Genomic DNA, 25,053 nt, shown 5'->3' on the forward strand with positions numbered 1-25,053 from the left:
CGCTGGCGCCCCGCTGTTTAGCTCCCGGTTCTCCAAGCCTTCGGCCTGACCGCCCGCGTCAGCATCGGAAAGTGCTTGTTGCCGCCTGCGAATGGCGGGAACTGGACGAAGTCTGCGCGCATGCGCTTGATCACGTCGGAGCCGAGCGCGTGCGCGAGGGCTTGCGGGCTGTCGAACACCAGCTTGTTGCGCTGCATGTGCTCGACCCGCTGCGACGGCAGCCGGTCGACCCAATCGATGCGGGTGTAGATCTCGATCTGGCGGACATCAGGGAACGTCCGCATGATCGATGGATGGTGCTCCAGATAGTGCAGGTTCCAGGCGTTCATGTCCTCGGCCGGACCGGGATAGTGGACGAGGTAGCTGCACGGAGTGGTGGTGCCTTCCGGATACGCCGCGACATCGACGGGAAAGGAGCGCGTCAGCATCACCTGGTGCGTGACATCCAGTCCGGTGAGGCCTGGCAAGCTCGCCCCCGTCGCGAGGCTGGCAAGGATTCCGCTGCGATCCATCGCCGCCTCGCAGGCGAGCAGGTCGGGAAAGCGCAGTTGAAGCGCAAACACGGGGCCGGAGCCGTCGGCCTTGTAGGGATGATCGACCGACTCCTCCAGCGGCGTGAACAGCAAGCCCTCGGTCATGTCAGGGATCGATCCGACCAGCTCAGCCACGGCGGCAACTTCGTCGGGATGAATCCGCCGTTCGCCTGTGGAATCGGAGAACGTCATGAAGAGCGAGATCATGCCGGCGTTGCCTCAGCGCCCTCGCCCGCGCTCACATGCGCCATGAGTGCGGCACGAATATCATCAGGCCAGGGGATCGCATGGTGATCCACCAGCGAGGTCGCGGCAAGGATCTGGCGGGCGCGCCAGCGCATGCCATTCACACCGGAGACGACATGCTCCAGATGGAGAGATGATCCGCCGACCCGGCGGATGCGCAGGTCGAACGTCAGGCGATCGCCGAACATCGACGGCCGGGAAAAGTCGCAGGTCAGGTGCACCGTGGGCGTCCCGATCTTCCGGACCGTGATCAATTCCGGCCATGGAAAACCGATCTCCGCCCAGAAGTCTTCCACGACGCCGTTGAGGATGTTCAGGTAGGACGGGAAGTACGCGATCCCCGAGGGATCGCAATCGCCGAACCTCAGCTCGCGATCGAACGAGAAATTCGTCATCAGATCGCGACGACAGGGTGCCTGATGACACCGACGCCGTCGACCCCCGCTTCCACCACGTCGCCCGGCCACAGCCATTCCTGCGGGCTCATGCCGGCGCCGACGCCTTCGGGCGTTCCGGTCGCGATGATGTCGCCCGGCTCGAGCGTCATGCCCGACGAAATGTCCGATATCAGCACCGGGATGTCGAAGATCATGTATTTGGTGTTGGAGTCCTGCTTCATGACCCCGTTCTTGGTCAGCCACAGCCGCAGATCATGCGGATCCGGAATTTCGTCCGCGGTGACGATGCAGGGGCCGAACGGTGCATAGGTGTCCATGCCCTTGGAAAAGATCCACTGGCCGGCGCGGCGATTGTCGCGCGCGGAAATGTCGATCATCACCGAATAGCCGAAGACGTGGTCCATCGCCTTCTCGGCCGCGATGCGCGTCGCGGTCTTGCCGATGATGACGGCGAGCTCGACTTCCCAGTCGAGCTGCTGCGTCATCTTCGCGTTGTGCTGGATCGCCGCGCCCGGGCCGATCACGGACGTCGGCGGCTTGGAGAAGACGACCGGCTGCTTCGGCAGATCCTTGTCGGTATCCAGGCTCTTGGCGGATTCGGCCACATGCGCGCGATAGTTCAGCCCGATGCCGAAGATGTTCTTTCGCGGACGCGGGATCGGCGCCTGCAGCTTGACATCCTCGACCGGAACGGCGGAGCCGGCCGGCAAGCGTCCATTGGTACTGTCCAGGCATTCCCTGAGCGCCGGCAACAGTGTCACGCTGTTGTCGATGAACGACAGCATGTCGCTCGGCCATGCAAAGCCTTGCGACGCACCGAGGTGCTCGACGTCCACGACCAATCCATCAACGAGGACCCCGAGGCGGGCACCGCTGGAGCCCAAAGTGTAGGTAACAAGGCGCATCGAATCTCTATCCGGCTCTTTCGGTTGAATTGCGGGTGACGTCAGGCCGCCACTGGCTGGTGGCCCGCATTGTCGCCATAGGCCTCTTCGCGATAGAAGCCGAGGCCTTCGATGACAGGCAGGTCGTTGAAGCAGAACAGGCAGGCGTCCTCGCTGTCCGAGGCGTTGCCGTGCTCGTGCCAGGCCCAGGAGGGAACGCAGAAGATGTCGCGCTCCTCCCACGCGAAACGCTTGCCGCCGATGATCGAATAACCACGGCCCTTGGCGACCTGGTAGATGAAGCTGCCGGTATGCCGATGCGACTTCGTCTTCTCGCCCGGCCGCAGCAGCTGCATGCTGGCGCCGATCGTCTGCATCACATGCCCGCCGGTGATCGGATTGACGTAGTTCATGAGAATGCCGTCATAGGGTGAGCCATCGGTCGCGGCGGCATATTTCCGCAAGGACTCGTAGGTCGGCTCCCACTCGTATTTGAACATCGGTGAATAGCCCTTCGACCATTTCGAATCCGCCGGCCGAAGCCCGGGATTGCCCCAAGTCTTGGTCATGTCGTCCACGGGATAGCCGGAGTCTTCCTGCTGAACCTTGGGATGGACCGCGAAGAAGTTCGCCTCCAGCGCGTTGACGAGCGGGATGTCCAGGCCATCCTGCCAGATGCAGACCGAACCGTTGGCTTCAACGCCATGCTCATGCCAGGTGCCGTTCGGCGTCAGCACGAAATCCCGCGCCCCCAAGGTCATCTTGTGACCATCGACGATGGTGTAGGCGCCCGCCCCCTCCATGATGAAGCGCAGGGCCGAAGCCGAGTGCGCGTGCGCGGTCGCGACCTCGCCGGGATGCATCACCTGCAATCCCGAATAGAGCCAGCCGACCGCGGCCGAGACGTCGCGGCGGCCGGGATTGTTGAGGTAGATCACCCGCCGCCCCGCCTTCTCGGGCGAGACCAGCTCGACCGAACGCAGCACGTGCTCGCGCAGATCGTTGTAGCGCCAGAGCACGGGAACGGAGGCCGATTGCGGAGCCCATGGCTCGATCTTGTTGGCGACCGTCCACAGGGCGCCGGCTTCGTACTTTTCGAGGTCCTTGTAATAGGCCTTGAGCTCGGGGGTGTCCTCGACATTGGCCCGGCCGACGGTGTTTTCGCGCATCCTATCCTCCAAGTCCTGTCTCGTGGCGTCGTCGGTGCGACGCGTCCCGAACCTTCATTCCGGTTTGCGCGGGCCAAGCGGCGCCAGCGGACGCCGATTGACCCGCAGATCGACGATATCGTCCATTCGCTGCGGCTTCACGGACCAGTGAAGCCGCCTTGTCGCTGTCGCGCCGGCGTTGAGATAGACAGGTGAAGCCTGGACGGCGGCGGCTCTAGAGCGAGGCAGCTTCAGCATTGGCCCTACCCTGTCGCCGGCTCATGACCGCCTTGTCGGAGAAGAGGTCCGCAAGCGTGTTAGCATGGCGCGGCGTTGACTTACTTCACATGTAAACGTATGCTATCGCATATTTCTGGAGGGTGCAATGGCTGAACGGTCTTTTGCTCGCGAAGTCGAGGATCTCCGGCTCGGCGACGGCGATACGTTCCGCGGCGAAGGCATCCTCGCCATCACCAAGGCGTTGCTGCAATCGGGCGTCGCCTATGTCGGCGGCTACCAGGGCTCGCCGATTTCGCACCTGATGGACGTGCTCGCCGACGCCAAGGACGTGCTCGACGATCTCGGCGTCGTGTTCCAGAGCTCCGCCAACGAGGCGGCCGCGGCGGCGATGCTGTCGGCCTCGGTGATGTATCCCCTGCGCGGCGCGGTGGCGTGGAAGTCGACGGTCGGCACCAACGTCGCCTCCGACGCGCTCGCCAATCTCGCCTCGGGCGGCGTCACCGGCGGCACCATGATCATCGTCGGCGAGGACTATGGCGAAGGCTCCTCCATCATGCAGGAGCGCACCCATGCCTTTGCGATGAAATCGCAGATGTGGCTGCTCGACCCTCGCCCCGACCATGAATGCATCGTCAACCTGATCGAGAAGGGCTTCGAGCTCTCCGAGTTCTCGAACACGCCCGTGATGCTCGAAGTTCGCGTCCGCGCCTGTCACATGCACGGCAGCTTCGCCTGCAAGGACAACGTCAAGCCGGCGCATACCATCAAGGATGCGCTCAACAATCCCAAGCGCGACGTCGGCCGCATCGTGCTGCCGCCGGCGGCCTATGAGCATGAGCAGGAGAAGATCAAGACGCGGATGCCCGCGGCTGTCGGATTCATCCGGGACAACAAGTTGAACGAGTGGATGGGACCGAAGCACGGCAAGGTCGGCATCATCATGCAGGGCGGGATGTACAACAACGTCATCCGCGCGCTGCAATATCTCGGGCTGTCGGATGCCTATGGCAACACGCAAGTCCCGCTCTACGTCATGAACGTCACCTACCCCGTGATCGACACCGAGGTCGCGGAATTCTGCGTCGACAAGGATGCCGTGCTGATCGTCGAGGAGGGCCAGCCGGAATATCTGGAGCAGGCGATCAACACGGTGCTGCGCCGCAGGGACATCCAGGCGCGCATCCATGGTAAGGACGTGCTGCCGATGGGCGGCGACTACACCGCGCAGGTCCTGCTCGGCGGCGTCAGGGAGTTCCTGGAGAAGACCGAGCCGCGGCTGCTCGGCAACCGGCCGCCGGCGCCGGACGCAGCGCCCGTGCTCAATCACCCCGCGATCGAGAAGCTCAAGCAGGTCGTGCCGGCGCGTCCGCCCGGGCTCTGTACCGGCTGTCCGGAGCGGCCGATCTTCGCCGCCATGAAGCTGGTCGAGGAAGAGCTCGGCCAGCACCACGTCTCGGCCGACATCGGCTGCCATTTGTTCTCGATCCTGCCGCCCTTCAACATCGGCGCGACCACCATGGGCTTCGGCCTCGGCCCGGCCTCGACCTCGGCCTTCAACGTCAAGGCCGACAAGCGCTCGATCGCGGTGATGGGCGACGGCGGCTTCTGGCACAACGGACTGACCAGCGGCATCGGCAATGCCGTGTTCAACAAGCATGACGGCGTGTTCGTCATCGTCGACAATTTCTACACCTCGGCGACCGGTGGTCAGGACATCCTGTCATCGCGCGCGATCAACAAGCGGCGAGACACCAACAATTCGATCGTCAAAGCCGTGAAGGGCATCGGCGGCCAGTGGGTGCGTCAGCTCGACCGCACCTATGACGTCGGCAAGATGCGCGACACGCTGAAGGAAGCGCTGACGACCAAGGACGAAGGCCCCAAGGTCATCGTCGCGTCCTCCGAATGCATGCTGAACAAGCAGCGCCGCGTGAAGCCGCAGATCAACAAGGCCATCAAGGACGGGGTGCGCATCGTCAAGGAGCGATTCGGCGTCGACGAGGACGTCTGCACCGGCGACCATGCCTGCATCCGCCTCTCCGGCTGCCCGTCGCTGTCGGTGAAGCAGCTCGACGATCCCTTGCGCGACGATCCGGTTGCGGCGATCGACAATACCTGCGTCGGCTGCGGCAATTGCGGCGAGGTCGCCGAGGCCGCCGTGCTCTGCCCCTCGTTCTACCGCGCCGACGTCATCCACAATCCGACCCGCTGGGACATTTTCAAATCCAGGGTCGCCATGGCCGTGATCGGCTGGCTGCAACGGCGGCGTGATCGCCGGCGCCCGGCACTCGAGGCACTGGCATGAGGGACGAGACGATCCGGCTGGCCCTCCCCGCCGCGGGCGAGGCAACCGAGCGGCCGATCTCGATCGCGATCGTCGCGATGGGCGGCCAGGGCGGCGGCGTCCTGACCGACTGGATCGTGCAGCTTGCCGAGAACCATGGCTGGGTCGCGCAGTCGACCTCGGTGCCCGGCGTCGCGCAGCGCACCGGCGCCACGATCTACTATATCGAGGCGATGCCGCCGCTCGACGGCCGCAAGCCGATCCTGTCATTGATGCCGACGCCCGGCGACGTCGACGTGGTGATGGCGGCGGAGTTCATGGAGGCCGGCCGCTCCATCCTGCGCGGCCTGGTGACGCCGGACCGCACCACGCTGATCGCCTCCAACCACCGGTCCTTTGCGATCGGCGAGAAGATCGCTCCGGGCAACGGCATCGCCGACGGCGGCGCCGTCACCGGCGCCATCGGGATCGCCGCCAAGACCGAGATCATCTTCGACCTGAACGCGCTGGCGATCGCGCATGGCAGCGTCATCTCGGCTGCGATGTTCGGCGCGCTCGCCGCGGCCGGTGTGCTTCCCTTCAACCGCGACAGCTATCTCGACGTGATCCGTGCGGGCGGGAAAGGCGCGAAGGCCAGCGTCGAGACGTTCGAGGCCGCCTTCGACCGGGTCAAGACCGGCGCTACCGATGTTGCAGCGCCGCCGCAACCGAAACACGCCGGCAGTATCCCCTCTCCCGCAACGCCCGATCCGGATCTCACCGCGCTCATCGCAAGACTGAAGCAGGAGCTGCCCGAGCCCGCGCTCACAATGGCCCGCGCCGGCCTGAAGAAGGTGGTCGACTTCCAGGACGTCGCCTATGGCACCGAGTATCTCGACATTCTCAAGACGCTGCACACGGCCGACCGGAACGCCGGCGGTGGCGCGCGGGCCTATGCCTTCACGGAAGCCGCGGCAAAGTACCTCGCCAACGCCATGACCTATGACGACGTCATCCGCGTCGCTGACCTCAAGACGCGCGCCGGTCGCCGCGCGCGCATCGAGAGCGAGCTCGAGATGTCGGAAGGACAGCTGCTCCAGACCACCGAATTCATGCATCCGCGCATGGAGGAGGTGATGGGCGTGCTGCCCGCGGGCTTCAGCCGCTGGCTTGGCGGACAGCCTCGCCTGCTCGGCTGGCTCGATCGCCGCGTCAACCGGGGGCGCCGGGTGCGGACCTACTCGCTGCCGTGGTTCCTGACGCTTTATGTCGTGGCCGGCCTGCGCGGCCTGCGCCGCCGCTCGCTGCGTCACGCCATCGAGACGACTCACCGGGACGGATGGCTCAAGGCCGCGACCGACGCGGTCGGCACCAACTACCAGCTCGGTGTCGAGATCCTGCAATGCCGCCGCCTCGTGAAAGGCTATTCCGATACCCACAGCCGGGGGCTGTCGAAATTCGACAAGACGCTGGCGGCCATCAAGCTGGTGGAGCGACGCGAGGATGCCGCCGACTGGGCGCGCCGCCTGCGCGAGGCGGCGCTGAAGGACAGCGCCGGCAAGGAGCTCGACGGCGTGATCCAGACCATCAAGACTTTTGCATGATTCCATCGGAGCGGGACGCAGGATTGGATTGCCGTTCGCCTCGCAGGACGTCAGGATCAATCTTGACTACGATTCTCAGGTTGCTAATCGGAGCGAAAGACCCGCGATAATTCACCCCAATCGACGAGACATTCTGTACTCGATGGTCATGCGATGCCGGCAGCACTCAAAGAGAACATTGTTCCCGTCCCTGGGCAGATCGAGACCCGGCTCTGGCTTCAATTGCTGTCGCTGCATGGCGAGCTGTTCGCCTCGCTGAATTCGATGCTGAACTCCGAGTTTGGCCTGTCGCTCGCAAAATTCGACGTGCTGGCCCTGCTCGATCGCTACAGGGACGGACTTGCGCTCGGGCAGCTGTCGCAAAACCTCAAAGTGACCGGCGGCAATGTCTCGGGCCTCGTGCAGCGTCTTCTCGCCGACGACCTCATCAGCAGGGAGATGTCGAGCGAGGACCGGCGCTCCTTCATCGTGCGCCTGACGCCGAAGGGCGAAGCGCTGTTCAGGAAGGCGGCCGACGTCCACAAGAAGCATCTCGGCAAACGGCTCGAGAACCTTTCGGCCCAGGAGCTGGACATCGCCCTGTCCGTGTTGAAATCGCTCTCGTCAAAACTTCGTACCGAGAGCAAGAAGCAAAGTCGCAAGAGATAATGGCCAGAGAATCCAAGAGCAGATGGAAGTCGGGTCCACCGAGGACCAGGGACCAGCTGCAAACCTACATCCCGTATCTGTTCAACCGGCTCGCCAATCGCTGGAATCTCGACCAGAATCGCGACCTGAGCGAACACGGCGTCAACAATGTCGTGTTCCGGACGCTGTCGGTCCTGTTCATCTACAAGACCCTCACCGTCAACGAGATCGCCGTGCTCGCGGTGACCGAGCAGTCGACGGCGAGCCGCATGGTCGAGTCCATGGTGTCGTCAGGCCTCGTCAAACGCGAGATCGCGGAGGAAGACCAGCGCCGCCGCGTCGTGGGTTTGACGCCGGACGGCGAGGCACTGCTGCGCAAGATCTGGCCGGTCATGGCGGACAACTACGACAAGCTGATCGAAGGCATCGACCCTGATGACATCGAGGTCTGCGCGCGCGTGCTGGCCAGGATGGTCGAGAACATCCGCCAGAACCAGATCTAGGGCGCGTCAGGGACCGAGCCCGACGAGGCTGGTGCCGCCGCAGACATAGAGCACCTGGCCGGTGACGAAGTCCGAGCGCTCGTCGAGGAAGAAACTGATCGCGTGCGCGACATCCTCGCGCGAGCCGAGCCGCCCGACCGGGACGTTGCGCGCCATCCGCTCCTGCTGCTCGGAGCCCTTGGGGATGACGCCCCAGAAATTGTCGGTCAGGATCGGCCCCGGCGCGACCACGTTCACGGTGATGCCGCTCGCGGCAAGCTCCAGTGCCCAGGTCCGCGCCATGCCGTGCACGCCGGCCTTGGTGGCCGAATAGGCCGAGCGCGTCGCCGCGCCCATCGCGGCGCGCGAAGAGACGAACACGATGCGCCCGAAGCGGCGCGACCGCATCCCCTCCAGCGCCGCCTGGGTCAGCAGCATCGGCGCGCCCAAGTGCAATTGCGCCAGCATCAGAATGTCTTCCGGCTTCGCATCGGGCAGCAGGTTCGGCAGGATGACGCCCGCATTGTGCACGAGGCAATCGATGGCGTGATCCCGGCCGATCTCCTGCGCGACCGCGCGCGTCTCCTCGAGATTGGTCAGGTCGGCGCGATAGGCCGCGAGCAGATCATGGGTCCAGTCCGGCTTCTCCAGCCCGACCGAGACCACGCGCTGCCCGCGCTCGAGGAGCTTTCTCGCCAGCGCCTCGCCGATCCCGGAATTGCCGCCGGTGATGAGTGTCGTGCGAATCTCGCCCATGATCAAACCTGCCGCTTCTTGAGGTCGCGCAGATCGAAGAACGCGCCATCGCGCATCAGCCTTGCGACAAAATCCTTCAGCCCGCCGCGCTGGATCTTCTCGGTTGCGGTCAGCGGCAGGCTGTCGACGAAACAGATCCAGCCCGGCGCCTTGTAATAGGCCATCTGCTCCAGGCTCCAGCGGACGATGTCTTCGGCGAGCGCGCGGCCGGCACCGGCCTCCTCAGCGATGATGACCGCCGCAACCTCGTCGCCGCGCACCTGATCGGGCGTCGCCGCAACCGCGGCCTGCCGGATCGCGGGATGGCGGTTGAGGACCGACTCGACCTCGACCGCGGCAATGTTCTCGCCGGAACGGCGGATCACGTTCTTCTTGCGGTCGACGAAATGAAGATCGCCATCCGCATCGCGCGACACGATATCGCCGGTGTGCAGCCAGCCGCCGTCCCATGCCTCGGCGGTCGCCTGCGGGTTCTTCAGATACTCGCGGAAAAAGCCGTAGCGCGGATCGGCGCCTGCCCGCCGCACCAGCAGCTCGCCCGGCGTCCCGCTTGGGGCGTCATTGCCGCTGTCGTCGACGATACGAACGTCGACCTCGGGTGCGGGCCGTCCGAAGCAGCTGGTGCCGATCTTGCGCGGCTCGACATTGGCGGCGATGACGCCGCCGCTGCCCGTCTCGGTCATCGCCCAGGCCTCCAGCAGCGGGAAGCCGAAGCGTTGCTCGAACGGCGCGTGCAGCTGCTTGTCGACGCCGGCGCCGAAGCCGAAGCGCACGGTGTGCGCGCGGTCCTGCCCGGACGGCGGCGCGCTCATCAGCATCGAGGGCATGACGCCGAGATAATGCAGGCAGGTGGCGCGACTGTCGCGCACGGAAGCCCACCAGCTGCGCGGATGGAAGCGATCGAGCATGGTCAGGCTGCCGCCGACCGACAGCATCGCCATCAGCGACACCGCCATCGCGTTCATGTGGAACAGCGGCAGCGGCGTGATCATGCGCTCGCCATCCGGCTTGAGAGCGATCAGTCCGCCGACGTCGCGATACCAGTTTCCGGAATGCAGGAAATAGGTGTTGGTGAGCACGCAGCCCTTGGGCTGCCCGGTCGTCCCCGACGTATAGAGCAGCGCGCATTCGGTCGCGCCGTCCCCCGTGCTCGCCTGCCGCAAGCCGCCGAATGGCGCGGGCACATCGTCCTCGCTGGTCACGACGGGGATCGGCCGGCCGGCCTGGCGCGCCGCCGTCTCCACCTCGTCGCGCCGCTCGGCGAGGACGAACGCCGCATTCATCTCGGAATGCGCGATGATGTATTCGAGCTCGCTCAACCGCAAATCCGGATTGATCGGCACCACGGAGACGCCGAGGGCGTTGAGCGCGAACCATAGCTCGACGAACACCGGCCTGTTCTGAAGCAGCAGCCCGACCCGGTGGCCTTCGCCATAGCCGCAGCTCGCGAACGCGGCGCGCCAGCGCTCGACCCGGTCGAGCATGGCGCGATAGGAGATCTCCTCCGCCGCGATGCCGTAGATGCCAGCCGTCTCCGGCAGCACGTTGAGGAAGCCCGCCTCGCCGCGGCGAAGCGCGGTCTCGCGAAAACGGGCGTAGACTGTGGTCGCAGCGGTCAAATTCGTCTCACATGAAGAGCTGGATGTTGCCGAACGGCGCGTCGAAATTGACGAGATCGACGCGCTTGAGCTTGATCTTCAGGGCATCGCCGACCTGAACGAGATCGTGCGAGGCCCATCCCGAATAGCGCTCCAGCATGTCACCGCGCGTCTCGGTGTAGATGTAGGACGTCCGCGCCTTGAACACGCCGGCAGCCGTGTCGCACGCCACGATCTGCGGCGCCTGCAAAAGATGATGGCAACGGCTCTTCGGCTTCTGGCTGAAGGTGCGTTCGCCGGCCAAACGCTCGACCCGCACCTTCAGGAGCAACAGGTCCTCGTACATCAGCGACGGCTGGAGCACCGGATCCTGCTGCTGCCATTCCAGCGGCATCCAGTAGCGCCCTTCGGGGTGAAACAGATCGAGCCAGGCCTGCCATTGCATCGTATCGAGCAGATCGGCCTCGCGATAGATGAAGTCGGTAATCGTCTTCTCGGTGATCATTCCGCGGCCTCGACGCGCTTGTCCATGTCCATGGTCATGAATTTCGCCCAGGCGTGGAACTGGTTGCGCATCTGGCGCTCGGAGGTGCCGTTGATCACCGCCGTGACGTCCTGCTCTTCATCGCTCTCGTAGAGCCGCTGCAGATTGACCCATTGATTGCCGTTGGACTTCAGCCCCTCCTGCGCCCGCTCATACATTTCGAGGTCGTCGTGTCCGACGATCGAGGTCGGCGCGTTGATGAAACGGTTGTACATCAGCGCCCGCTCGTAGAGCTTGTCGGGCGCGCCGACCAGGCGGTAGACCCAGCTCTCGACCAGCGTCCTGTCGACCGCGATCGGGATGAAGTTGCGCAGGATCTGGACGGCGCCCTTGACCATGATGTTGGGGAAATAGACGGTGTTGTGCCTGACCTCGCCGAGGATCTCGTGCGCCCGCTTCTCACCATAGGCCGCGACCATCTGGTCGAGATAGCCCGGGATATCCGAGTAGTTCGAATGGATGGAGTTGGCGACGCCGGTATGGCCGTGGCCGTTCGGCCAGATCCTGATGCCGCTCTGCTCGTAGAACTCGTACGGGCTCATGAAGGGACCGTAGAGCTGCACCGCCATCGGCGTTTCCGTGGAATCGCCCTGCTCGCGCTTCCAGACCTTCACCGCGGTGCCGGCCGAACTCTCATGCGCCACCATCGGGTGGCAGGTGTCGGTCTGATTCTCGACCAGCATCTTCCAGTTGCAGGTGTGCATGTAGCGGATCGGCGTCGCCATGACGGCGAGCTTCCCTTCCGGGGAGCGGTCGACCATGTTGTCGATGGTCGAAAGGCTCTCGCCGAAATAGTCCTCGAAGGACACGCCGCTGTCGCTCAGCCGTGCGAAGATGAAGTCGCGATGGATGACGACGTTCTTGACCCTGGACAGCCCCTCATTCGCCTGGGTATCGCCGAAGCCGGTGCCCTCGTAGCCTTTCTTCAGGGGGATCGCGAGCAGCGAGCCGTCAGTCTTGAAAGACCAGGCGTGATAGGGACAGCGGAAGAACTTTCCGGTGTTGCCGCAGGGCTCGGAGGCGAGCTTCGTGCCCTTGTGCGGGCAACGATTGTAGAACACGTGGATGGAGCCGTCGGTATGGCGGCTTGCCAGCACCGGCTGCCGGCCGATATTGGCGGTGATGAAATCGCCGGGCTTCGCCAACTGGCTGGCATGCCCGACATAGACCCAGCTGTTCGGGAACAGATGCTCCATCTCGAGCTCGAAGATCTCGGGGTCGACATAGACGTCGCGATGAACCTCGGCCTCGCGCACCAGCGCGGCAATCGCGTGGGCATCCCTTCCGTATTTCGCCATGGCGTCCCTCGCCTCCCTCACAAATCCAGTACCAGACGTTCCGACTTCGCGCGCGACACGCAGATCTGCATGACCTTGTTGGAGGCCTTCTCGTCGTCGCTGAGGATGACGTCGCGATGGTCGGGCACCCCTTCGACCACGCCGCACTGGCAGATGCCGCAATCGCCGCGCTGGCAGTCATAGAGCACGTCGAGGCCCGCCGCCTCCAGCGCCTGGATGATGGTCTGGCCGGCTGCGACGCCGACGACCTGTCCGGTCGATCTGATCTCGACCTCAAACGGCAGGTCGGGTGAGGACGGCTGCTCCGCCTTGAAGAGTTCGTAGTGGATGCGGTCCGCCGGGACGCCCCCGGCAAGCGCGGCCGCCTTCACCGCGTCGATCATCCCCGCAGGGCCGCAGACGTAGATGTGAGAGTTTGCGGCCGCTTCCCTGAGCGCCGCGGCAATATCCAGACGGGACTCCTCGCTGTCGTAGTGAACGGACAGGCCCTTGGCGCAAATGTCCCGCAGATGCGGCAGGAACGCCAAGAGTCCTTGCGTGCGGCCCGCGTAGTGCAGGCGAAACGGACTTGCGCGGACGGTGAGCTCTGCCGCCATCGACAGGATCGGCGTGACACCGATGCCGCCGGCAAACAGCAGCGCGGGCGCTGGCCCCTCATGCAGATGAAAATTGTTCACCGGCGCGCTCGCCTTCACGACATCGCCGATCTTCAGCGCATGCATGAACTGCGAACCGCCGGTCGAGGCCTCCTCGCGCAGCACCCCGAGCGCCAGCGTACCCTCAGGGAGGCCCGGCAAGGCCATCAGCGAGTACGGCCGGTCGCCTCCGTTCGGGAGCGCCACGCGAACATGGGCGCCTGCCTGCCATCGCGGCACGGGGCCGTCCTCCACGTCAAACACAAGGCTCCGTATGAACGGCGTCTCCGCGGCATACGACCTGACCTTGAGCTTGAGCGGATGCGCGTCCATTCAGGCATCTCACGAATTATATGAATTTGCATATTTTTAGACATGTAATAATTGGATGTCAATCGGCCGTATGGGGCGACCCGGAGGCACCGGCGCCGGCCGCCCTACTCGATCGGCGCCGGCCGCACCAGCTGGAAGAGATCGCGAGGCCGCGCATACCAGCCCGACCCGTGCATGCGGGCAATGAGGTCGAGGCCGACCGTATCGATATAGCCTCGCTGTGCATCGATCACGAACTGCTCCGCCACATGAGCACAGACGATCTCGCCGATCACCGCGATCTGCCGGGGCCCGGTCTCGTGAACCGAGAGGGAGCGACATTCGAACGCCACCGGGCACCCCTTGATGAGCGGAGGCGCGACCATCTGCGAAGGAATGGTTTGAAGCCCCGCAATCTCCATCTCGTCGACGCCGGCCGGAGCATCGACGGCCGTCGCGTTCATGGCTTCAGCCATTTGGTGCGACACCAGGTGAGCGACGAACTCACGCGTCTCGACGATATTCTGCGCCGTGTCTTTCAAACCCTTGTTCGGATGGCGCAGCAGGCCGAGCACCACCGTCGGCGGTTCATGCCCGAGGACGTTGAAGAAGCTGAAGGGCGCGGCATTGGCGGCGCCGTCCCGGGAGCGGGTCGTTACCCACGCGATGGGGCGCGGCGTAACGGTCGCGGTGAGAATCTTGTAGCGGATATCCGCCGGAAGCTGGCCCATATCGAAGAGCATCGGTCCCTCAATTGCGCGCGCGATCGGCGCTGACGGTTGATACTGCCCGCTTCGGTCGATCGTCGACGACGAGCTGGAAAACGTCCGGACGGGAATAGTGCCCCGCCGCGTCGAAATCAAACTTGCCGCGCGTCACCTCGTCGAGCGCAATGTCGGCATACAGGATGGTCTCACCCTCGAAGCATGGCCCCGCCAGCACCTTGCCAAGCGGATTGACGATGGCGCTGCCGCCGCGCATGAGCACGGTCTCGGGATCGGCACCCAGCGCGCACTCGTAGTCCGCCGGGAAGGCGCCGCGCTTGAGATGCTGACAGGCCGTCAAGACGAAACACCGCCCCTCTAGGGCGATATGCTGCATGGTCGGAAGCCAGGTGTCGCAATCATCCGCGGTTGGAGCGCAGTAGATGCTGATGCCCTGGCTGTACATGTGCATGCGCAGCATCGGCATGTAGTTCTCCCAGCAGATCACCGCGCCGATATTGCCGAGCGAGGTCTCGAACACCGGCATGGTCGAGCCGTCGCCGAAACCCCAGATCAGCCGCTCGCCCGCGGTCGGCATCAGCTTGCGGTGCTTGCCGACGAGCCCACGAGCCCCGTCGAAGAACAGCGCCGTGCAGTAGAGCGTGCCCTGTTCTCGCTCGATGCAGCCGATGACCGTGAAGGCACCGGTTGCGGCCGCTGCCGCGGCGATCGTCTCGACCTCCGCGCCATCGAGATCGATCGCCGCCTCCCAATACAAACGGAACGCCTCGCGTCCTTCGGGCTTGCGCATGCCGACGGGAGCGCCGAACGAATTTCCCTTGGGATAGCCGCCGATGAAGGCTTCAGGGAAAACGACCAGCCTGGCGCCGGCGTCGGCGGCCTTCTCGATCAGGGCCGCCGCCTTTTGTGCCGACGCCAGCGAGCTTGTCGGATCTGACGCGGCCTGAACGACGGCCGCCTTGTACGTATTCGGTCGATTGATATCCATAACGTCATCCCGGGCACGGAAACGGAGAGCGGGCCGCTACTGCGGCCCGCCAGCATGTCACACTCAGTGATCAGTCTCGATTTGCGGCCGGTTCGGCAGCATGATCGATCCGACCACGGCAACGACCGTGCAAATGACGACCGGATACCACAGCCCCGCAAACACGTCGCCGACCGCGAGCGAGAGATAGGTCGCAAAGAACGGCAGGAAGCCACCGAAGATGCCGGCGCCGATGTGGTAGGGAAACGAAAGCGCCGTGTATCGGATGTTCGCCGGGAACACCTCGACCAGGAACGACGCCACCGGCCCATAGACCATCGCGACGATGACGGTCATGACGACCAGCAGAAAGACGATGTAGGCCGACGACACCTTTGCGGGATCCGCCTTGGCGGGGTAACCCGCCTCGGACAAGGCCTTGCGATAAGCCGCCGCATCGTATCCGGAAATCGTTTTGCCATTGACCGTCATGGATACGGCCTGGCCGTCGACCGGAGCGGCATAGCTGAAGTTGATGCCGCTTCCGATCAGCAGCTTCTTGGCCTGGACGCAGGGCTTGCCATGATCGCCGTGCGAGCTCAGCAGCGCGGCCACAAGGCCGAACTTGCACGCTTCGCTGGTGGTGTCCGCATGCACTGTCACCGGCGCACTGCGCGTCGCCGCCACGAGCTGCGGATTTGCAGCCTCCAGCAGCGACGAAAACATCGGCCGGTAGCACAACGCCGACAGCACGAGCCCCGTCATCATCAACCATTTGCGTCCAACCCGATCGGACAGCCAGCCGAAGAAGACGAACGCGGGAGCCCCGATGACGAGGCCGATGGCCATCAGGGTGTAGGATGTTTGCAGGTCGATCCTTGCGATCTGCTGCATGAAGATCATCACGTAAAACTGGCCGGTGAAGTAGGTTGACCCCATCCCCGCGGTCACGCCGAACAGCGCGATCAACACCAGGCGAAGGCTGGACCACCGGGCGAAGGTGTCTCTGACCGGGCTCCTGGACAGGCGTCGCTCAGCCTTGAGACGCGTGAAGACGGGCGATTCGTGCAGCCTGGCTCGGACGTAGATCGAGAACGCCAGCATCGCGATCGAGATGATGAACGGAGCGCGCCATCCCCAGGCCTTGAAATCGGCCTCGCTCATGACGCTCTGCGTCCCGATAATGACCGCGATGGAGAGCGCCAGCCCGACCGACGATGTGATCTGGATCCAGCCGGTCAGAAGCCCGCGCCGATCCGGGCGCGAGTGTTCCGCAACATAGATGACGGCGCCGCCATATTCGCCGCCGACCGCGAGGCCCTGGATCAATCGCAGCATGACCAGCGAAATCCATGCAGCGTGACCCACGCTGGCATAGGTGGGGCAGGAAGCCGATCAAGGCCGTGCCGCCTCCCATCATCACGATGGTGATGAGGAAGGTATATTTTCGACCGACCAGATCGCCGATGCGGCCGAAGACCACCGCGCCGATCGGCCGGATCACGAAGCCGGCCGCAAGAGCACCGAGCGAAGCAAGCACGGCGGCGGTCGGGTTGTCCGGCGGAAACAATACCGAGCTCATGAACACGGCCAGCGAGCCGTAGATGAAGAAGTCGTACCACTCGAACACGGTGCCGAGGGTCGAGGCGAGAACGACCTGCCGCTCCTCGCTGCGCGTCAGATTCTGGTCGGCGGGTACCGCCGTCGCTCGTGCATCCATCGTCATTCCCCTGTTTGCGCCCGCGGCCAGACCCAGCCCCGCTTCAGACAATTTTATTTAGTCATATACATATGATGTCGTCAAATACAGCAAGCTTGAATATCCGGCGCGACGCGCCCAATAATGCGACAGCACGACACCCGCCATAACACCCTGATCTATAAGGATTTTCAGTGAAGAAGCCGCGCCGACCCCGCCCGCCGGATCCGGCGCCTGCATCCGCACGAGGAGCCAAACCCGGCAAAATCAGCAAGGCCGAACGGCCCGGACGGCGCGGCATTCAGTCGATCGAGATCGGCTTCAAGATCCTCGACTACCTCAGGACCGAAATGCGGCCCGTGCCGCTGAAGATGATCGCCGCCAACACCGGAATGTCAGCGGCCAACGTCCATTATTATCTCGTGAGCTTTCAGGCGGTGGGCATCGTCCGGCAGGAGAGCGACACCGGCTGCTATGCCCTCGGCCCCTACGCATTGAAGCTCGGCATGGCGGCCATCGAGCAATTCGACGTCTTCGCCGTCGCGCGGCCGGCCATGACCGAACTCGCAACGACGATCGGCCACACCGTATTTCTCGGCGTGTGGGGCAATCGTGGCCCGACCATCATCTATCGCGTCGAGGGCGGAGCCAGCCGCCCCATCATCGAGCTGCGTGTCGGAAGCGTCCTGAGTCTGCTGCGGTCTGCGCTCGGGCGAAACTTCCTTGCACATCTGCCGCGCTCGCTGACCGGCGAAATGCTGGATCGGGAGCTCAAGGAGGAACGTTCGCGCGAGACGCGGGTGGATGACGCGCCAACCACCAAGGCCGAGGTGGAGGAGATGATGGACACAATCCGGCGCGATGGCATCAGCCGTTGTCGTGACGCCCTTCTGCCGAACTTCACCTCCCTGTCCGCACCGATCTTCGACCAGGCCGGGTTCATGATCGCAGCCATCACGATGATGGGACCCATCGGTATTCTCGACGATGACCTGAAAGGTCCGACAGCGACGGCCCTGATCGCTCACGCGCGCGCCGTCTCCGCGACCGCCGGCTGGCAAGGCGGAGGCTGAACCGCTCGGAGTTACGGCAGATTGTCCCGCAGGAAAATGTCGATGCGAATGCGTTCCTGATCGGGGCTGATGGGCTCACCCGAGCAATGCGCGAGCAGGACTCGCGCCGCAGACCGCGCCTCGTGGCCGGGATCCTGGTTGATGATCGCATCGAGCGTGCCGCGGACCAGAAAACGCCGCGTGTGCTGGGTCAGCTCATGGGTGATCCAGACCACGTCGCGCGCGCGGCCCGAGGCCTCGAGCGCATCGGCGATGCCGCGGTTCCCGGCGCCGCAGCAATAGATGCCGCGGAGGTCGGCGTGGCGGGCGAGGAGCGAAGCTGTGAGCTTCCGCGTGCGTGCGCTGTCGTCGCGGCCCTCGATGACCGGCAGCGCGCGCAAATCCGGATACTCGCTGGACAGGATCTGGTAAAAACCGAACTGCCGCTCGGTGTGATCGCGCAGCGACAGCGATCCCGCGATCACGGCGACCGCTCCCTCGCGGCCGGCCAGGAAACGGCCCATCAGGGTGGCCGCAGTCCGCCCCGCGGCCGGGTTGTCGATACCGACATAGTGCAGGCGGCGCGAGCTCGGCGCGTCCGACACCAGAGTCACCACGGCGACCCCGCGGCCTGTGAGTTCGTCGATCGCGGCGCGCACCCTCGGATGGTCGAGCGCGATGACGGCGACGCCCTGATAGGCTGGCGACAGGTTTTCCAGCGCACTGGCCAGCACGTCCGGATCGAACACGTCGACATGGAGGATATCGATGAAGCCGCGCTGGCCGGCGAGCCAGTCCGCGGCGCGCTGGACCTGCTCGGTCAGGTTGGTCATGAAGCTGTTGCTGCCGGTCGGCAGCACGAACGCGAAGCGGAACGTCTGGCCGCGGGCGAGCCGCGCGGCCGCGACGTCGGCACGATAGCCGAGCTTAGCGACCGCGGCCTCGACACGCGCGACCGTCTTGGCGCGCACGCCCTCGCGCCGGTTGACGACGCGGTCGACGGTGGCGAGCGAAACGCCCGCCGCGCGCGCGACATCCTCGAGCGTGGCGCGAAGCACCGGCTGCGCCGCGCCGCCTGTCATTCGCGCGCCGCCCACAGCATGCCGCGGGTCATCAACGTCCGGATCTCCGGGACGTCGAGCTCGTAGGCGCGGTGGCCGAGCGAGGAGTAGAACACCCTGCCCGCGCCGTAGCGCTTCTTCCACACCACGGGCATGACCACGCCCTCGATCCAGGGCGCGTGCTCGCCGGTGAAGGTCGTCGTCGCCAACACCTCGTTGGCGGGGTCGACATGCATGTAATACTGCTCTGAACGATGCTCGAAACTCTTCAGACCCTTCATGATGGGGTCATCCGGCTTCGTCAAGTCGACCTTGTAGTCGATGATATTGCCGGGATGCGCGACCCACTGCCCGCCGCACAGGAACTGGTAGTCGACGGAATCGCGGAACGCGTCGCACATGCCGCCGTGATGGCCGGCGAGCCCGACGCCGTCGCGCACCGCCGCGCAGAGATTGAGCGCTTCCGCCTTCTCGATCTTCGACATGGTGTAGATCGGGATGATCAGCGACAGATCGTGAATCGCCGGATCGGCGAACGCCGCCGTCGTGGTTTCGATCCGCACCTCGAAGCCTTCCGCCTTCAGCCAGCCGCGGATCATCGAGGCACAGAGATCCGGATCGTGTCCCGGCCAGCCGCCCCAAACAATCATTGCCTTGCGCATGTTTCTGTCCTCAGTCGATCTGTCCGGTTTCGCGTCCGGCCGGCAGCATCGCCGGCCGCTCGACGCGGCTCTCGATCCTGACGCGCCGGCCTTCGTCGGCGGAGGTCTGGAACGCCTCCATCACCTCCAGCACGTGGAAGGCAAGCGCGCCGCTGGCGCGGTGCGGCCGGTTGTTCAGGATCGCAGCAGCCATGTCGGCGACGCCGATCGAGCGGAACTCGCCGTCGACATGGCCGTGCGTCAGCGGCACCGTCTCCCATTCACCGCCGGTCTTTGCCACCTGCACCTCGCCGCCGAAGCGGTTCGGGTCCGGCACCAGCATGCTGCCCTTGTCGCCATAGATCTCGATCGGCGCGTGCCGGTGCTTTGGGACATCGAAGCTCATGGCGATCGAGACGACCGCCCCGCTCTCGAATTCGAGCGTGCCCGCCACGTGGGTCGATACCTCGACCGGAATCAGCGTGCCGTTCATCGGCTGGCTGGTGACCACGCGCTCGGATTTCGGACGCGCGGTCGAGCCCATCACGCTTGCGACCGGGCCGAGCAGCTGCACGAGATCGGTGATGTAATACGGCCCCATGTCCAGCATCGGCCCGCCACCGCGCAGGTAGTAGAACCCCGGCGCCGGATGCCAGCGCTCGTGGCCGGGGCAACCGAAGAAGGCGCTGCCCGCAACCGGCGTGCCGATCGCACCGTCGTCGATCAGCTTGCGCGCGGTCTGGTGTCCGCCGCCGAGGAACGTATCCGGCGCACAGCCAACGCGGAGGTTCTTCTGCGCGGCGAGATCCATAACCTTGCGCGCCTCTCCAACGTTGATGCCGAGCGGTTTCTCCGAGTGGACATGCTTGCCGGCATTGAGCACGGCGAGGCTGACGTCGGTGTGGGCGAGCGGCACGGTGAGATTGATGACGATCTCGACGTCGTCGCGCCTCAGCAACTGATCGACCCGCATCCCGGGCAGGCCGAAGGCCGCGCCCTGGCGCTCGGCGGCATCGCTGCGCATGTCGGCGAGCGCCTTGACCTCCATGAAAGGAAAGCGCTGGGCCGCCTTCAGATAGGCGGTACTGATATTGCCGCAGCCGATGATTCCGATGCCTATTCTTCTCATTGTGATCTCCGTGAGATACCGTTCATCCCTTGACCGCGCCTGCGGTGAGGCCGGCGACGATGTGCTTCTGCGCCAGAAGGAAGAGAACGACCGTCGGCAGGATGGTCAGCGTGATGAAGGCCAGGATCAGGTGCCACTCGGACGAATACTCGCCTTGATAAACCATGATGCCGAGCGGCCAGGGATACAGCGCATCGGTGTTGAGCATCACCAGCGGCAGCAGATAGGCGTTCCAGCTGTTGACGAAGGTGATGGTGCCGACGGTGGCAAGGATCGGCCGTGACAGCGGCAGCGTCACGTAGCGAAAGAACTTGATATAGCTGCAGCCGTCGACCAGCGCGGCTTCGAGCAGTTCATAGGGAATGTCCTTGAAGAAGCGCCGCAGCAGCAGCACGCTCATGGCCAGGCTGAACGCGACCTGCGGCAACGCGACGCCGAAATACGTATCGAGCAGCCCGAGATCGCGCACCTTGATGAACAGCGGCAGCACCGCTGTGGCGGCCGGAAACAGCAGGCCGAGCGTCAGATAGCTCAGCAGCATCGATGAGCCGTAGAACCTGACATGGGCGAAGGTGAACGCGGCCATCGAGGCCGTGATCAGGGTCAGGATCACCGCGAGCGTCGAGATGACCAGCGAGTTGCGGAGCAGTTGCCAGTAGCGCGCCGAGAACAGGATGTCGGCATAGTTCTGCCATTCCCAGTGCCTGGGCAGGCCGAACGGATTGACGCGCAGCTCGCCGAGCGACTTGAAGCCGCCGAGCAGGGTCGCGAGCAGCGGCACCAGCACGAAGATGGCGATCACGGCGAGGAACAGCGCCTTGAACAATATTGCGGGATCGAACGGGGTGCGGGTGGTCTCGGCGTCATTCATCGCGCATGAACCATCGCTTGTAGGTGAAGGCAAAGGTCACGCAGATCACGAACAGGATGACGCCGATGGCGCTGCCATAGCCGACGCGCATGCGGGAAATGCCGTTGTTGTAGAGGAAGCTCACCATCGTGTTGGAGGAATCCGCAGGTCCTCCGCGCGTCAACGGCATCACCAGGTCGAATAGCTGCAGCGAGCCGATGATGGCGAAGAACACCGAGAGCCGGATCGTCGGATAGAGCAAGGGGATGACGACGTGGCGGAGCGTCTGCGACCGCGTCGCGCCGTCGATGGTGGCCGCCTCGACCAGGCTCTTGTCGAGCCCCTGGAGTGCGGCGATGAACAGCATCATGTGGAAGCCAAAATACTTCCAGACGATGACGATCAGCACCGCCAGCATCGCCGTGTCGGTCGAGGCCAGCAGATGCGGCGCCTCGGCGCCGAAGGTGCGCCAGATCGAGGCAACCAGGCCATAATCGCCGTCATAGACGAACGAGAAGATCAGCCCGGTTGCGATCTCCGCCAGAATGTAGGGCATGAAGAACAGCATCCGCAGCGCCACTGCGCCGCGGAAACGCTCGGCGAGCATCAAGGCCAGCGTGAGCGCAAGCGGCAACTGTACCAGCAGCGAGACCGCGATGATCAGCCCGTTGTTGCGCAGCGCGAGCCAAAAGGCGCGCGTCTCCAGCACGAAGCGGTAATTGTCGAAGCCGATCCAGTTGGTCGGTCTGCCAAAGCCGTTCCAGTTGAAGGCCGAGTACCAGGCGGCCTCGCCGATCGGCAGCACCACGAACAGCGTGAACAGCAGCAGCGCCGGCGGCAGGAACAGGATCAGCACCGTGAAGCGGCCGTCCCAGCCGGGACCGCGCACCGCCGTCGACGAGAACGACGTCGGCGCGACGCTCATCGCCGGCGCGCTCGCGATCCGTCGCGCCACCGTCAGTTGCCCTGCTTCCAGGCCGCCTCGATCGCCTTGGCAGCGTCCTGCGGGTTCATGCTGCCGCCGGCGATTTCGGCAGCCACGTCATTGACGACGCGGCCGACCGAGGGGCCGAGGCTCTGGTCATAGAAGTTCTGGTGGTAGTTCGACTTCGCCAGATTGGCCGCGATCAGCTTCATGAAGGAATTGTTGAGGCCGGCATCCGCGCCCTGCACCACCGGAATGATGAAATTGCTCGCCGCAAGCCGCGTCTGCACGTCCTTGGAGACGAAGTATTTCAGGAAATCGACCGCCTCCTTCGGCGAGCCCTTGGTGATCAGCCAGCCGGTGATGCCGCCGAGCGTGTCGGTCGGCGCGCCCTTGCCGCCCGGTACGACCGGAAAGTCGAACCAGCAGATCTTGTCCTCGGAGAGGCCGACCTTGTCGGCGGCGAGCGCGCGCTGCAGATGATAGACGCTGCTGATCGCGAGCGTCATGGCCGCCTTGCCGTCGCCGAAATAACCGACCGCCTGCGGATTCTTGAAGCCCAGGAAGCCGTTTTGGAACGGCTGAAGATCGACGAGCTGCTTGAAAAGCTCGCCGGACTTCTGGAAGGTTTCGCCGGCGAAGCCGCCATTCTCGCCACGCAGCGCCGCGTCGAAGGCCGGCTTGCCGCCGATGCGCACGGCAAGATGCGTCCAGTAGAAGTGTAACGGCCATTTGTCGGCGCCGCCGACCACGATCGGCGTGACGCCGGCGGCCTTCAACGTCTTGACGGCGGCAAGCAGGTCATCCCAGCTCTTGATCCCTGCGGGATCGACCTTCGCCTTGGCCATCAGCTCCCTGTTGCAGAGGAAGCCGACCTGCGACAGCGCGGTCGGCAGACCATAAACGTGGCCATTGCTTGTGAAGGCGGCGAGCGCTGCCGGCGTCAGGCTGTCGCTGTAACCCTTCACGGAATCCGTGATGTCGTCGAGGACACCAGCCTCGATCTGCGCCTTCAGGACGCCACCGGACCAGCTGTAGATGATGTTCGGCCGATCCTTGGATTGCAGGATGGTCGGCAGCTTGGCCTTGTAGGCCTCGTTCTCGAGAAACTGCATCTCGACCTTGACGCCCGGATGCGACGCCTCATAGGCGCGCGCAACCTCCTCCCAGATCTTCACCTGGGCTGGATTGACCTCGATGTGGAGCCATTTCACCGTCGTGTCGGCTGCGGCAGAGTTGGCCCAAAGCAGGCATGCGGCAGCGGCGAGTCCCAGCTTCCCGAGCAGTCTCATCACATTCCTCCCGATAGGCTCTTATTCGTTGGCTGCAATCCTGCCTTCGATTTTTGAGGTACGCAACTAAAATTCTGATCTATGGACCTCACGGCGGGAGTGGCTAAGGTCCGGGGAGACTTGGACGGTGCGTCGCGCTGCCCCCAACGCAACTCGAGAGGTGCCCATGGCTGCCATTTATTCCGACCTCGCCGGCAAGGTCGTTCTTGTCACCGGTGGCGCTGCGGGAATTGGCGCTGCGATCGTGCGGCACTTCGCGCAGCAGAAATCCAATGTCGTGTTCTTCGACATCAAGGTCGACGAGGGCCAACGCCTGGCCCGCGAGCTCTCCGATCAGGGACTGGCTGTGCATTTTCAGCGCGTCGACCTGACCGACATCCCCGCGCTACGCGCCGGCGTAATCGAGGCCCGCAAGGTGCACGGCGCGATCAACATCCTGATCAACAACGCAGCACATGACGAGCGGCACAACACCGAGGAGATGACGCCGGAATATTGGGACGACCGCGTCGCGGTGAATCTGAAGCACCAGTTCTTCGCGTCGCAGGCGGTGCTGCCGGACATGAAGGCGGCGAATGCCGGCGCCATCATCAATTTCGGCTCGGTGTCGTGGATCGCGGGGCAAGGCGGCATGGCCGCCTACACGGCCAGCAAATCGGGCGTGATCGGCCTGACGCGCTCATTGGCGCGCGACTACGGTCCCTACAACATCCGCGTCAACGCGATCGCGCCGGGCTGGATCATGACCGAGCGCCAGCTCGAGAAATGGATGACGCCGGCGGGCGAGATCGAACTGCAGCAGCGACAGTGCCTGAAGCGCCGGCTGGTTCCGGACGAGGTCGCGAAATTCACCGTCTTCCTCGCGTCCGACGAGGCCTCCGCCTGCACCGCTCAGCACTACATCGTGGATGGCGGCTGGGTGTGAGACGCTTTGAGGCTCGCGGGCGCATCAGGGCGCGGCACACCCGCCGATTGCACCGCAACACCACTTGCGCCGCAGCATTCAAAAATGAGACTGCCCGTCAAACCGGACGAGGTGCGCACGCAGGCACCGCATTCGACTTCGGCTAGCTTCCCTCCAAAGCCGGGGCCGTTCGAGAGCCACCGGCGTCGCGCCGGGTTCGGCGCGGCAAAGCGACGACAC

General features: G+C 64.4%; 24 protein-coding genes and 1 pseudogene. 6 read left to right on the forward strand and 19 right to left on the reverse strand.

Annotation, left to right across the window (positions count from 1 at the left end; genetic code table 11):
* Positions 1-17 precede the first annotated feature (17 nt).
* From XI08_RS00630 to XI08_RS00645, 4 genes are read right to left on the reverse strand one after another with little or no spacing between them, the layout of a single operon-like run.
* Positions 18-740 (reverse strand): hypothetical protein, encoded by a 723-nt coding sequence (locus XI08_RS00630; protein WP_271572909.1) that lies wholly within the window; start codon positions 738-740, stop codon positions 18-20.
* Positions 737-1,174, reverse strand: a complete 438-nt coding sequence (locus XI08_RS00635) for an acyl-CoA thioesterase (RefSeq protein ID WP_271572910.1) — start codon at positions 1,172-1,174, stop codon at positions 737-739. Before XI08_RS00635 ends, XI08_RS00630 begins: the two co-directional genes overlap by 4 nt.
* Positions 1,174-2,082, reverse strand: coding sequence for a fumarylacetoacetate hydrolase family protein (locus XI08_RS00640; protein WP_271572911.1), 909 nt, complete (start codon positions 2,080-2,082; stop codon positions 1,174-1,176). The genes XI08_RS00635 and XI08_RS00640 overlap by 1 nt, the downstream gene beginning before the upstream one ends.
* A gap of 41 nt (positions 2,083-2,123) precedes the next feature.
* Positions 2,124-3,230, reverse strand: a complete 1,107-nt coding sequence (locus XI08_RS00645; protein ID WP_271572912.1) for a cupin domain-containing protein — start codon at positions 3,228-3,230, stop codon at positions 2,124-2,126.
* A gap of 364 nt (positions 3,231-3,594) precedes the next feature.
* Between XI08_RS00645 and XI08_RS00650 the strand changes: the two genes are divergently transcribed.
* From XI08_RS00650 to XI08_RS00665, 4 genes are all read left to right on the forward strand, one after another.
* Positions 3,595-5,754: an indolepyruvate ferredoxin oxidoreductase subunit alpha gene (locus XI08_RS00650; RefSeq protein ID WP_271572913.1), complete on the forward strand. Its 2,160-nt coding sequence runs from the start codon at positions 3,595-3,597 to the stop codon at positions 5,752-5,754.
* On the forward strand, positions 5,751-7,316 hold the full coding sequence (locus tag XI08_RS00655) for an indolepyruvate oxidoreductase subunit beta family protein (protein ID WP_271572914.1): 1,566 nt from the start codon (positions 5,751-5,753) through the stop codon (positions 7,314-7,316). Before XI08_RS00650 ends, XI08_RS00655 begins: the two co-directional genes overlap by 4 nt.
* Before the next feature lie 153 nt (positions 7,317-7,469).
* Positions 7,470-7,964, forward strand: a complete 495-nt coding sequence (locus tag XI08_RS00660; RefSeq protein WP_027548878.1) for a MarR family winged helix-turn-helix transcriptional regulator — start codon at positions 7,470-7,472, stop codon at positions 7,962-7,964.
* Positions 7,964-8,446, forward strand: coding sequence for a MarR family winged helix-turn-helix transcriptional regulator (locus XI08_RS00665; RefSeq protein WP_027548879.1), 483 nt, complete (start codon positions 7,964-7,966; stop codon positions 8,444-8,446). The genes XI08_RS00660 and XI08_RS00665 overlap by 1 nt, the downstream gene beginning before the upstream one ends.
* 6 nt (positions 8,447-8,452) lie before the next feature.
* Here XI08_RS00665 and XI08_RS00670 read toward each other — a convergent pair whose 3' ends face one another.
* The 9 genes and pseudogenes from XI08_RS00670 to XI08_RS00710 all read right to left on the reverse strand — a co-directional run.
* Positions 8,453-9,181 (reverse strand): SDR family NAD(P)-dependent oxidoreductase, encoded by a 729-nt coding sequence (locus tag XI08_RS00670; protein ID WP_027548880.1) that lies wholly within the window; start codon positions 9,179-9,181, stop codon positions 8,453-8,455.
* A gap of 2 nt (positions 9,182-9,183) precedes the next feature.
* The gene (locus XI08_RS00675) at positions 9,184-10,800 is read right to left on the reverse strand and encodes an ATP-dependent acyl-CoA ligase (protein ID WP_271572915.1); all 1,617 of its coding nucleotides are present in this window, start codon (positions 10,798-10,800) and stop codon (positions 9,184-9,186) included.
* 7 nt (positions 10,801-10,807) lie between these two features.
* Complete coding sequence (locus XI08_RS00680; RefSeq protein ID WP_135172806.1) at positions 10,808-11,284, reverse strand: aromatic-ring-hydroxylating dioxygenase subunit beta; 477 nt, start codon at positions 11,282-11,284, stop codon at positions 10,808-10,810.
* The gene (locus XI08_RS00685; RefSeq protein ID WP_027548883.1) at positions 11,281-12,621 is read right to left on the reverse strand and encodes a Rieske 2Fe-2S domain-containing protein; all 1,341 of its coding nucleotides are present in this window, start codon (positions 12,619-12,621) and stop codon (positions 11,281-11,283) included. Before XI08_RS00685 ends, XI08_RS00680 begins: the two co-directional genes overlap by 4 nt.
* A 17-nt stretch (positions 12,622-12,638) precedes the next feature.
* The gene (locus XI08_RS00690; protein ID WP_271572916.1) at positions 12,639-13,589 is read right to left on the reverse strand and encodes a PDR/VanB family oxidoreductase; all 951 of its coding nucleotides are present in this window, start codon (positions 13,587-13,589) and stop codon (positions 12,639-12,641) included.
* A gap of 104 nt (positions 13,590-13,693) precedes the next feature.
* Entirely contained in the window at positions 13,694-14,311 is a 618-nt protein-coding gene (locus XI08_RS00695) for a flavin reductase family protein (RefSeq protein WP_271572917.1), read from the reverse strand.
* 7 nt (positions 14,312-14,318) lie between these two features.
* Positions 14,319-15,281 carry a nitrilase gene (locus tag XI08_RS00700; protein WP_271572918.1) on the reverse strand — a complete coding sequence of 321 codons (963 nt, stop codon included), beginning with the start codon at positions 15,279-15,281 and terminating at the stop codon, positions 14,319-14,321.
* A gap of 63 nt (positions 15,282-15,344) precedes the next feature.
* Positions 15,345-16,598 (reverse strand): MFS transporter, encoded by a 1,254-nt coding sequence (locus XI08_RS00705; RefSeq protein ID WP_271572919.1) that lies wholly within the window; start codon positions 16,596-16,598, stop codon positions 15,345-15,347.
* 103 nt (positions 16,599-16,701) lie between these two features.
* A pseudogene (locus tag XI08_RS00710) lies at positions 16,702-16,986 on the reverse strand (MFS transporter); the annotation flags it as partial.
* A 167-nt stretch (positions 16,987-17,153) separates the two neighbouring features.
* Here XI08_RS00710 and XI08_RS00715 point away from each other — a divergent pair.
* Positions 17,154-18,032, forward strand: coding sequence for an IclR family transcriptional regulator (locus tag XI08_RS00715; protein WP_271572920.1), 879 nt, complete (start codon positions 17,154-17,156; stop codon positions 18,030-18,032).
* 11 nt (positions 18,033-18,043) lie between these two features.
* Here the strand turns inward: XI08_RS00715 and XI08_RS00720 are convergent, their stop codons facing one another.
* Genes XI08_RS00720 through XI08_RS00745 form a run of 6 tightly spaced genes read right to left on the reverse strand, consistent with a single transcriptional unit; the run spans position 18,044 to position 23,909 of the window.
* Positions 18,044-19,093 (reverse strand): LacI family DNA-binding transcriptional regulator, encoded by a 1,050-nt coding sequence (locus tag XI08_RS00720; RefSeq protein ID WP_271572921.1) that lies wholly within the window; start codon positions 19,091-19,093, stop codon positions 18,044-18,046.
* Positions 19,090-19,734 (reverse strand): ThuA domain-containing protein, encoded by a 645-nt coding sequence (locus tag XI08_RS00725; protein ID WP_271572922.1) that lies wholly within the window; start codon positions 19,732-19,734, stop codon positions 19,090-19,092. The genes XI08_RS00720 and XI08_RS00725 overlap by 4 nt, the downstream gene beginning before the upstream one ends.
* A gap of 10 nt (positions 19,735-19,744) precedes the next feature.
* Complete coding sequence (locus XI08_RS00730; RefSeq protein WP_271572923.1) at positions 19,745-20,842, reverse strand: Gfo/Idh/MocA family protein; 1,098 nt, start codon at positions 20,840-20,842, stop codon at positions 19,745-19,747.
* A gap of 22 nt (positions 20,843-20,864) precedes the next feature.
* Positions 20,865-21,713 carry a carbohydrate ABC transporter permease gene (locus XI08_RS00735; RefSeq protein ID WP_135172796.1) on the reverse strand — a complete coding sequence of 283 codons (849 nt, stop codon included), beginning with the start codon at positions 21,711-21,713 and terminating at the stop codon, positions 20,865-20,867.
* Positions 21,706-22,647, reverse strand: a complete 942-nt coding sequence (locus tag XI08_RS00740; protein ID WP_271572924.1) for a carbohydrate ABC transporter permease — start codon at positions 22,645-22,647, stop codon at positions 21,706-21,708. Before XI08_RS00740 ends, XI08_RS00735 begins: the two co-directional genes overlap by 8 nt.
* Before the next feature lie 2 nt (positions 22,648-22,649).
* Complete coding sequence (locus XI08_RS00745) at positions 22,650-23,909, reverse strand: extracellular solute-binding protein (protein ID WP_271572925.1); 1,260 nt, start codon at positions 23,907-23,909, stop codon at positions 22,650-22,652.
* 166 nt (positions 23,910-24,075) lie between these two features.
* Here XI08_RS00745 and XI08_RS00750 point away from each other — a divergent pair, with 166 nt between their 5' ends.
* Positions 24,076-24,834, forward strand: coding sequence for an SDR family NAD(P)-dependent oxidoreductase (locus XI08_RS00750; protein ID WP_271572926.1), 759 nt, complete (start codon positions 24,076-24,078; stop codon positions 24,832-24,834).
* Positions 24,835-25,053 lie beyond the last annotated feature (219 nt).

This window comes from Bradyrhizobium sp. CCBAU 11361, assembly GCF_028128935.1.
In the GTDB taxonomy this organism is placed as follows: domain Bacteria; phylum Pseudomonadota; class Alphaproteobacteria; order Rhizobiales; family Xanthobacteraceae; genus Bradyrhizobium; species Bradyrhizobium niftali.

Bases quoted from the DNA above. Each gene is read 5' to 3' on its own strand.
- XI08_RS00630 (WP_271572909.1), bottom strand. From the start codon at position 740: ATGATCTCGCTCTTCATGACGTTCTCCGATTCCACAGGCGAACGGCGG.
- XI08_RS00635 (WP_271572910.1), bottom strand. From the start codon at position 1,174: ATGACGAATTTCTCGTTCGATCGCGAGCTGAGGTTCGGCGATTGCGAT.
- XI08_RS00640 (WP_271572911.1), bottom strand. From the start codon at position 2,082: ATGCGCCTTGTTACCTACACTTTGGGCTCCAGCGGTGCCCGCCTCGGG.
- XI08_RS00645 (WP_271572912.1), bottom strand. From the start codon at position 3,230: ATGCGCGAAAACACCGTCGGCCGGGCCAATGTCGAGGACACCCCCGAG.
- XI08_RS00650 (WP_271572913.1), top strand. From the start codon at position 3,595: ATGGCTGAACGGTCTTTTGCTCGCGAAGTCGAGGATCTCCGGCTCGGC.
- XI08_RS00655 (WP_271572914.1), top strand. From the start codon at position 5,751: ATGAGGGACGAGACGATCCGGCTGGCCCTCCCCGCCGCGGGCGAGGCA.
- XI08_RS00660 (WP_027548878.1), top strand. From the start codon at position 7,470: ATGCCGGCAGCACTCAAAGAGAACATTGTTCCCGTCCCTGGGCAGATC.
- XI08_RS00665 (WP_027548879.1), top strand. From the start codon at position 7,964: ATGGCCAGAGAATCCAAGAGCAGATGGAAGTCGGGTCCACCGAGGACC.
- XI08_RS00670 (WP_027548880.1), bottom strand. From the start codon at position 9,181: ATGGGCGAGATTCGCACGACACTCATCACCGGCGGCAATTCCGGGATC.
- XI08_RS00680 (WP_135172806.1), bottom strand. From the start codon at position 11,284: ATGATCACCGAGAAGACGATTACCGACTTCATCTATCGCGAGGCCGAT.
- XI08_RS00685 (WP_027548883.1), bottom strand. From the start codon at position 12,621: ATGGCGAAATACGGAAGGGATGCCCACGCGATTGCCGCGCTGGTGCGC.
- XI08_RS00690 (WP_271572916.1), bottom strand. From the start codon at position 13,589: ATGGACGCGCATCCGCTCAAGCTCAAGGTCAGGTCGTATGCCGCGGAG.
- XI08_RS00695 (WP_271572917.1), bottom strand. From the start codon at position 14,311: ATGCTCTTCGATATGGGCCAGCTTCCGGCGGATATCCGCTACAAGATT.
- XI08_RS00700 (WP_271572918.1), bottom strand. From the start codon at position 15,281: ATGGATATCAATCGACCGAATACGTACAAGGCGGCCGTCGTTCAGGCC.
- XI08_RS00705 (WP_271572919.1), bottom strand. From the start codon at position 16,598: ATGCTGCGATTGATCCAGGGCCTCGCGGTCGGCGGCGAATATGGCGGC.
- XI08_RS00720 (WP_271572921.1), bottom strand. From the start codon at position 19,093: ATGACAGGCGGCGCGGCGCAGCCGGTGCTTCGCGCCACGCTCGAGGAT.
- XI08_RS00725 (WP_271572922.1), bottom strand. From the start codon at position 19,734: ATGCGCAAGGCAATGATTGTTTGGGGCGGCTGGCCGGGACACGATCCG.
- XI08_RS00730 (WP_271572923.1), bottom strand. From the start codon at position 20,842: ATGAGAAGAATAGGCATCGGAATCATCGGCTGCGGCAATATCAGTACC.
- XI08_RS00735 (WP_135172796.1), bottom strand. From the start codon at position 21,713: ATGAATGACGCCGAGACCACCCGCACCCCGTTCGATCCCGCAATATTG.
- XI08_RS00745 (WP_271572925.1), bottom strand. From the start codon at position 23,909: ATGAGACTGCTCGGGAAGCTGGGACTCGCCGCTGCCGCATGCCTGCTT.
- XI08_RS00750 (WP_271572926.1), top strand. From the start codon at position 24,076: ATGGCTGCCATTTATTCCGACCTCGCCGGCAAGGTCGTTCTTGTCACC.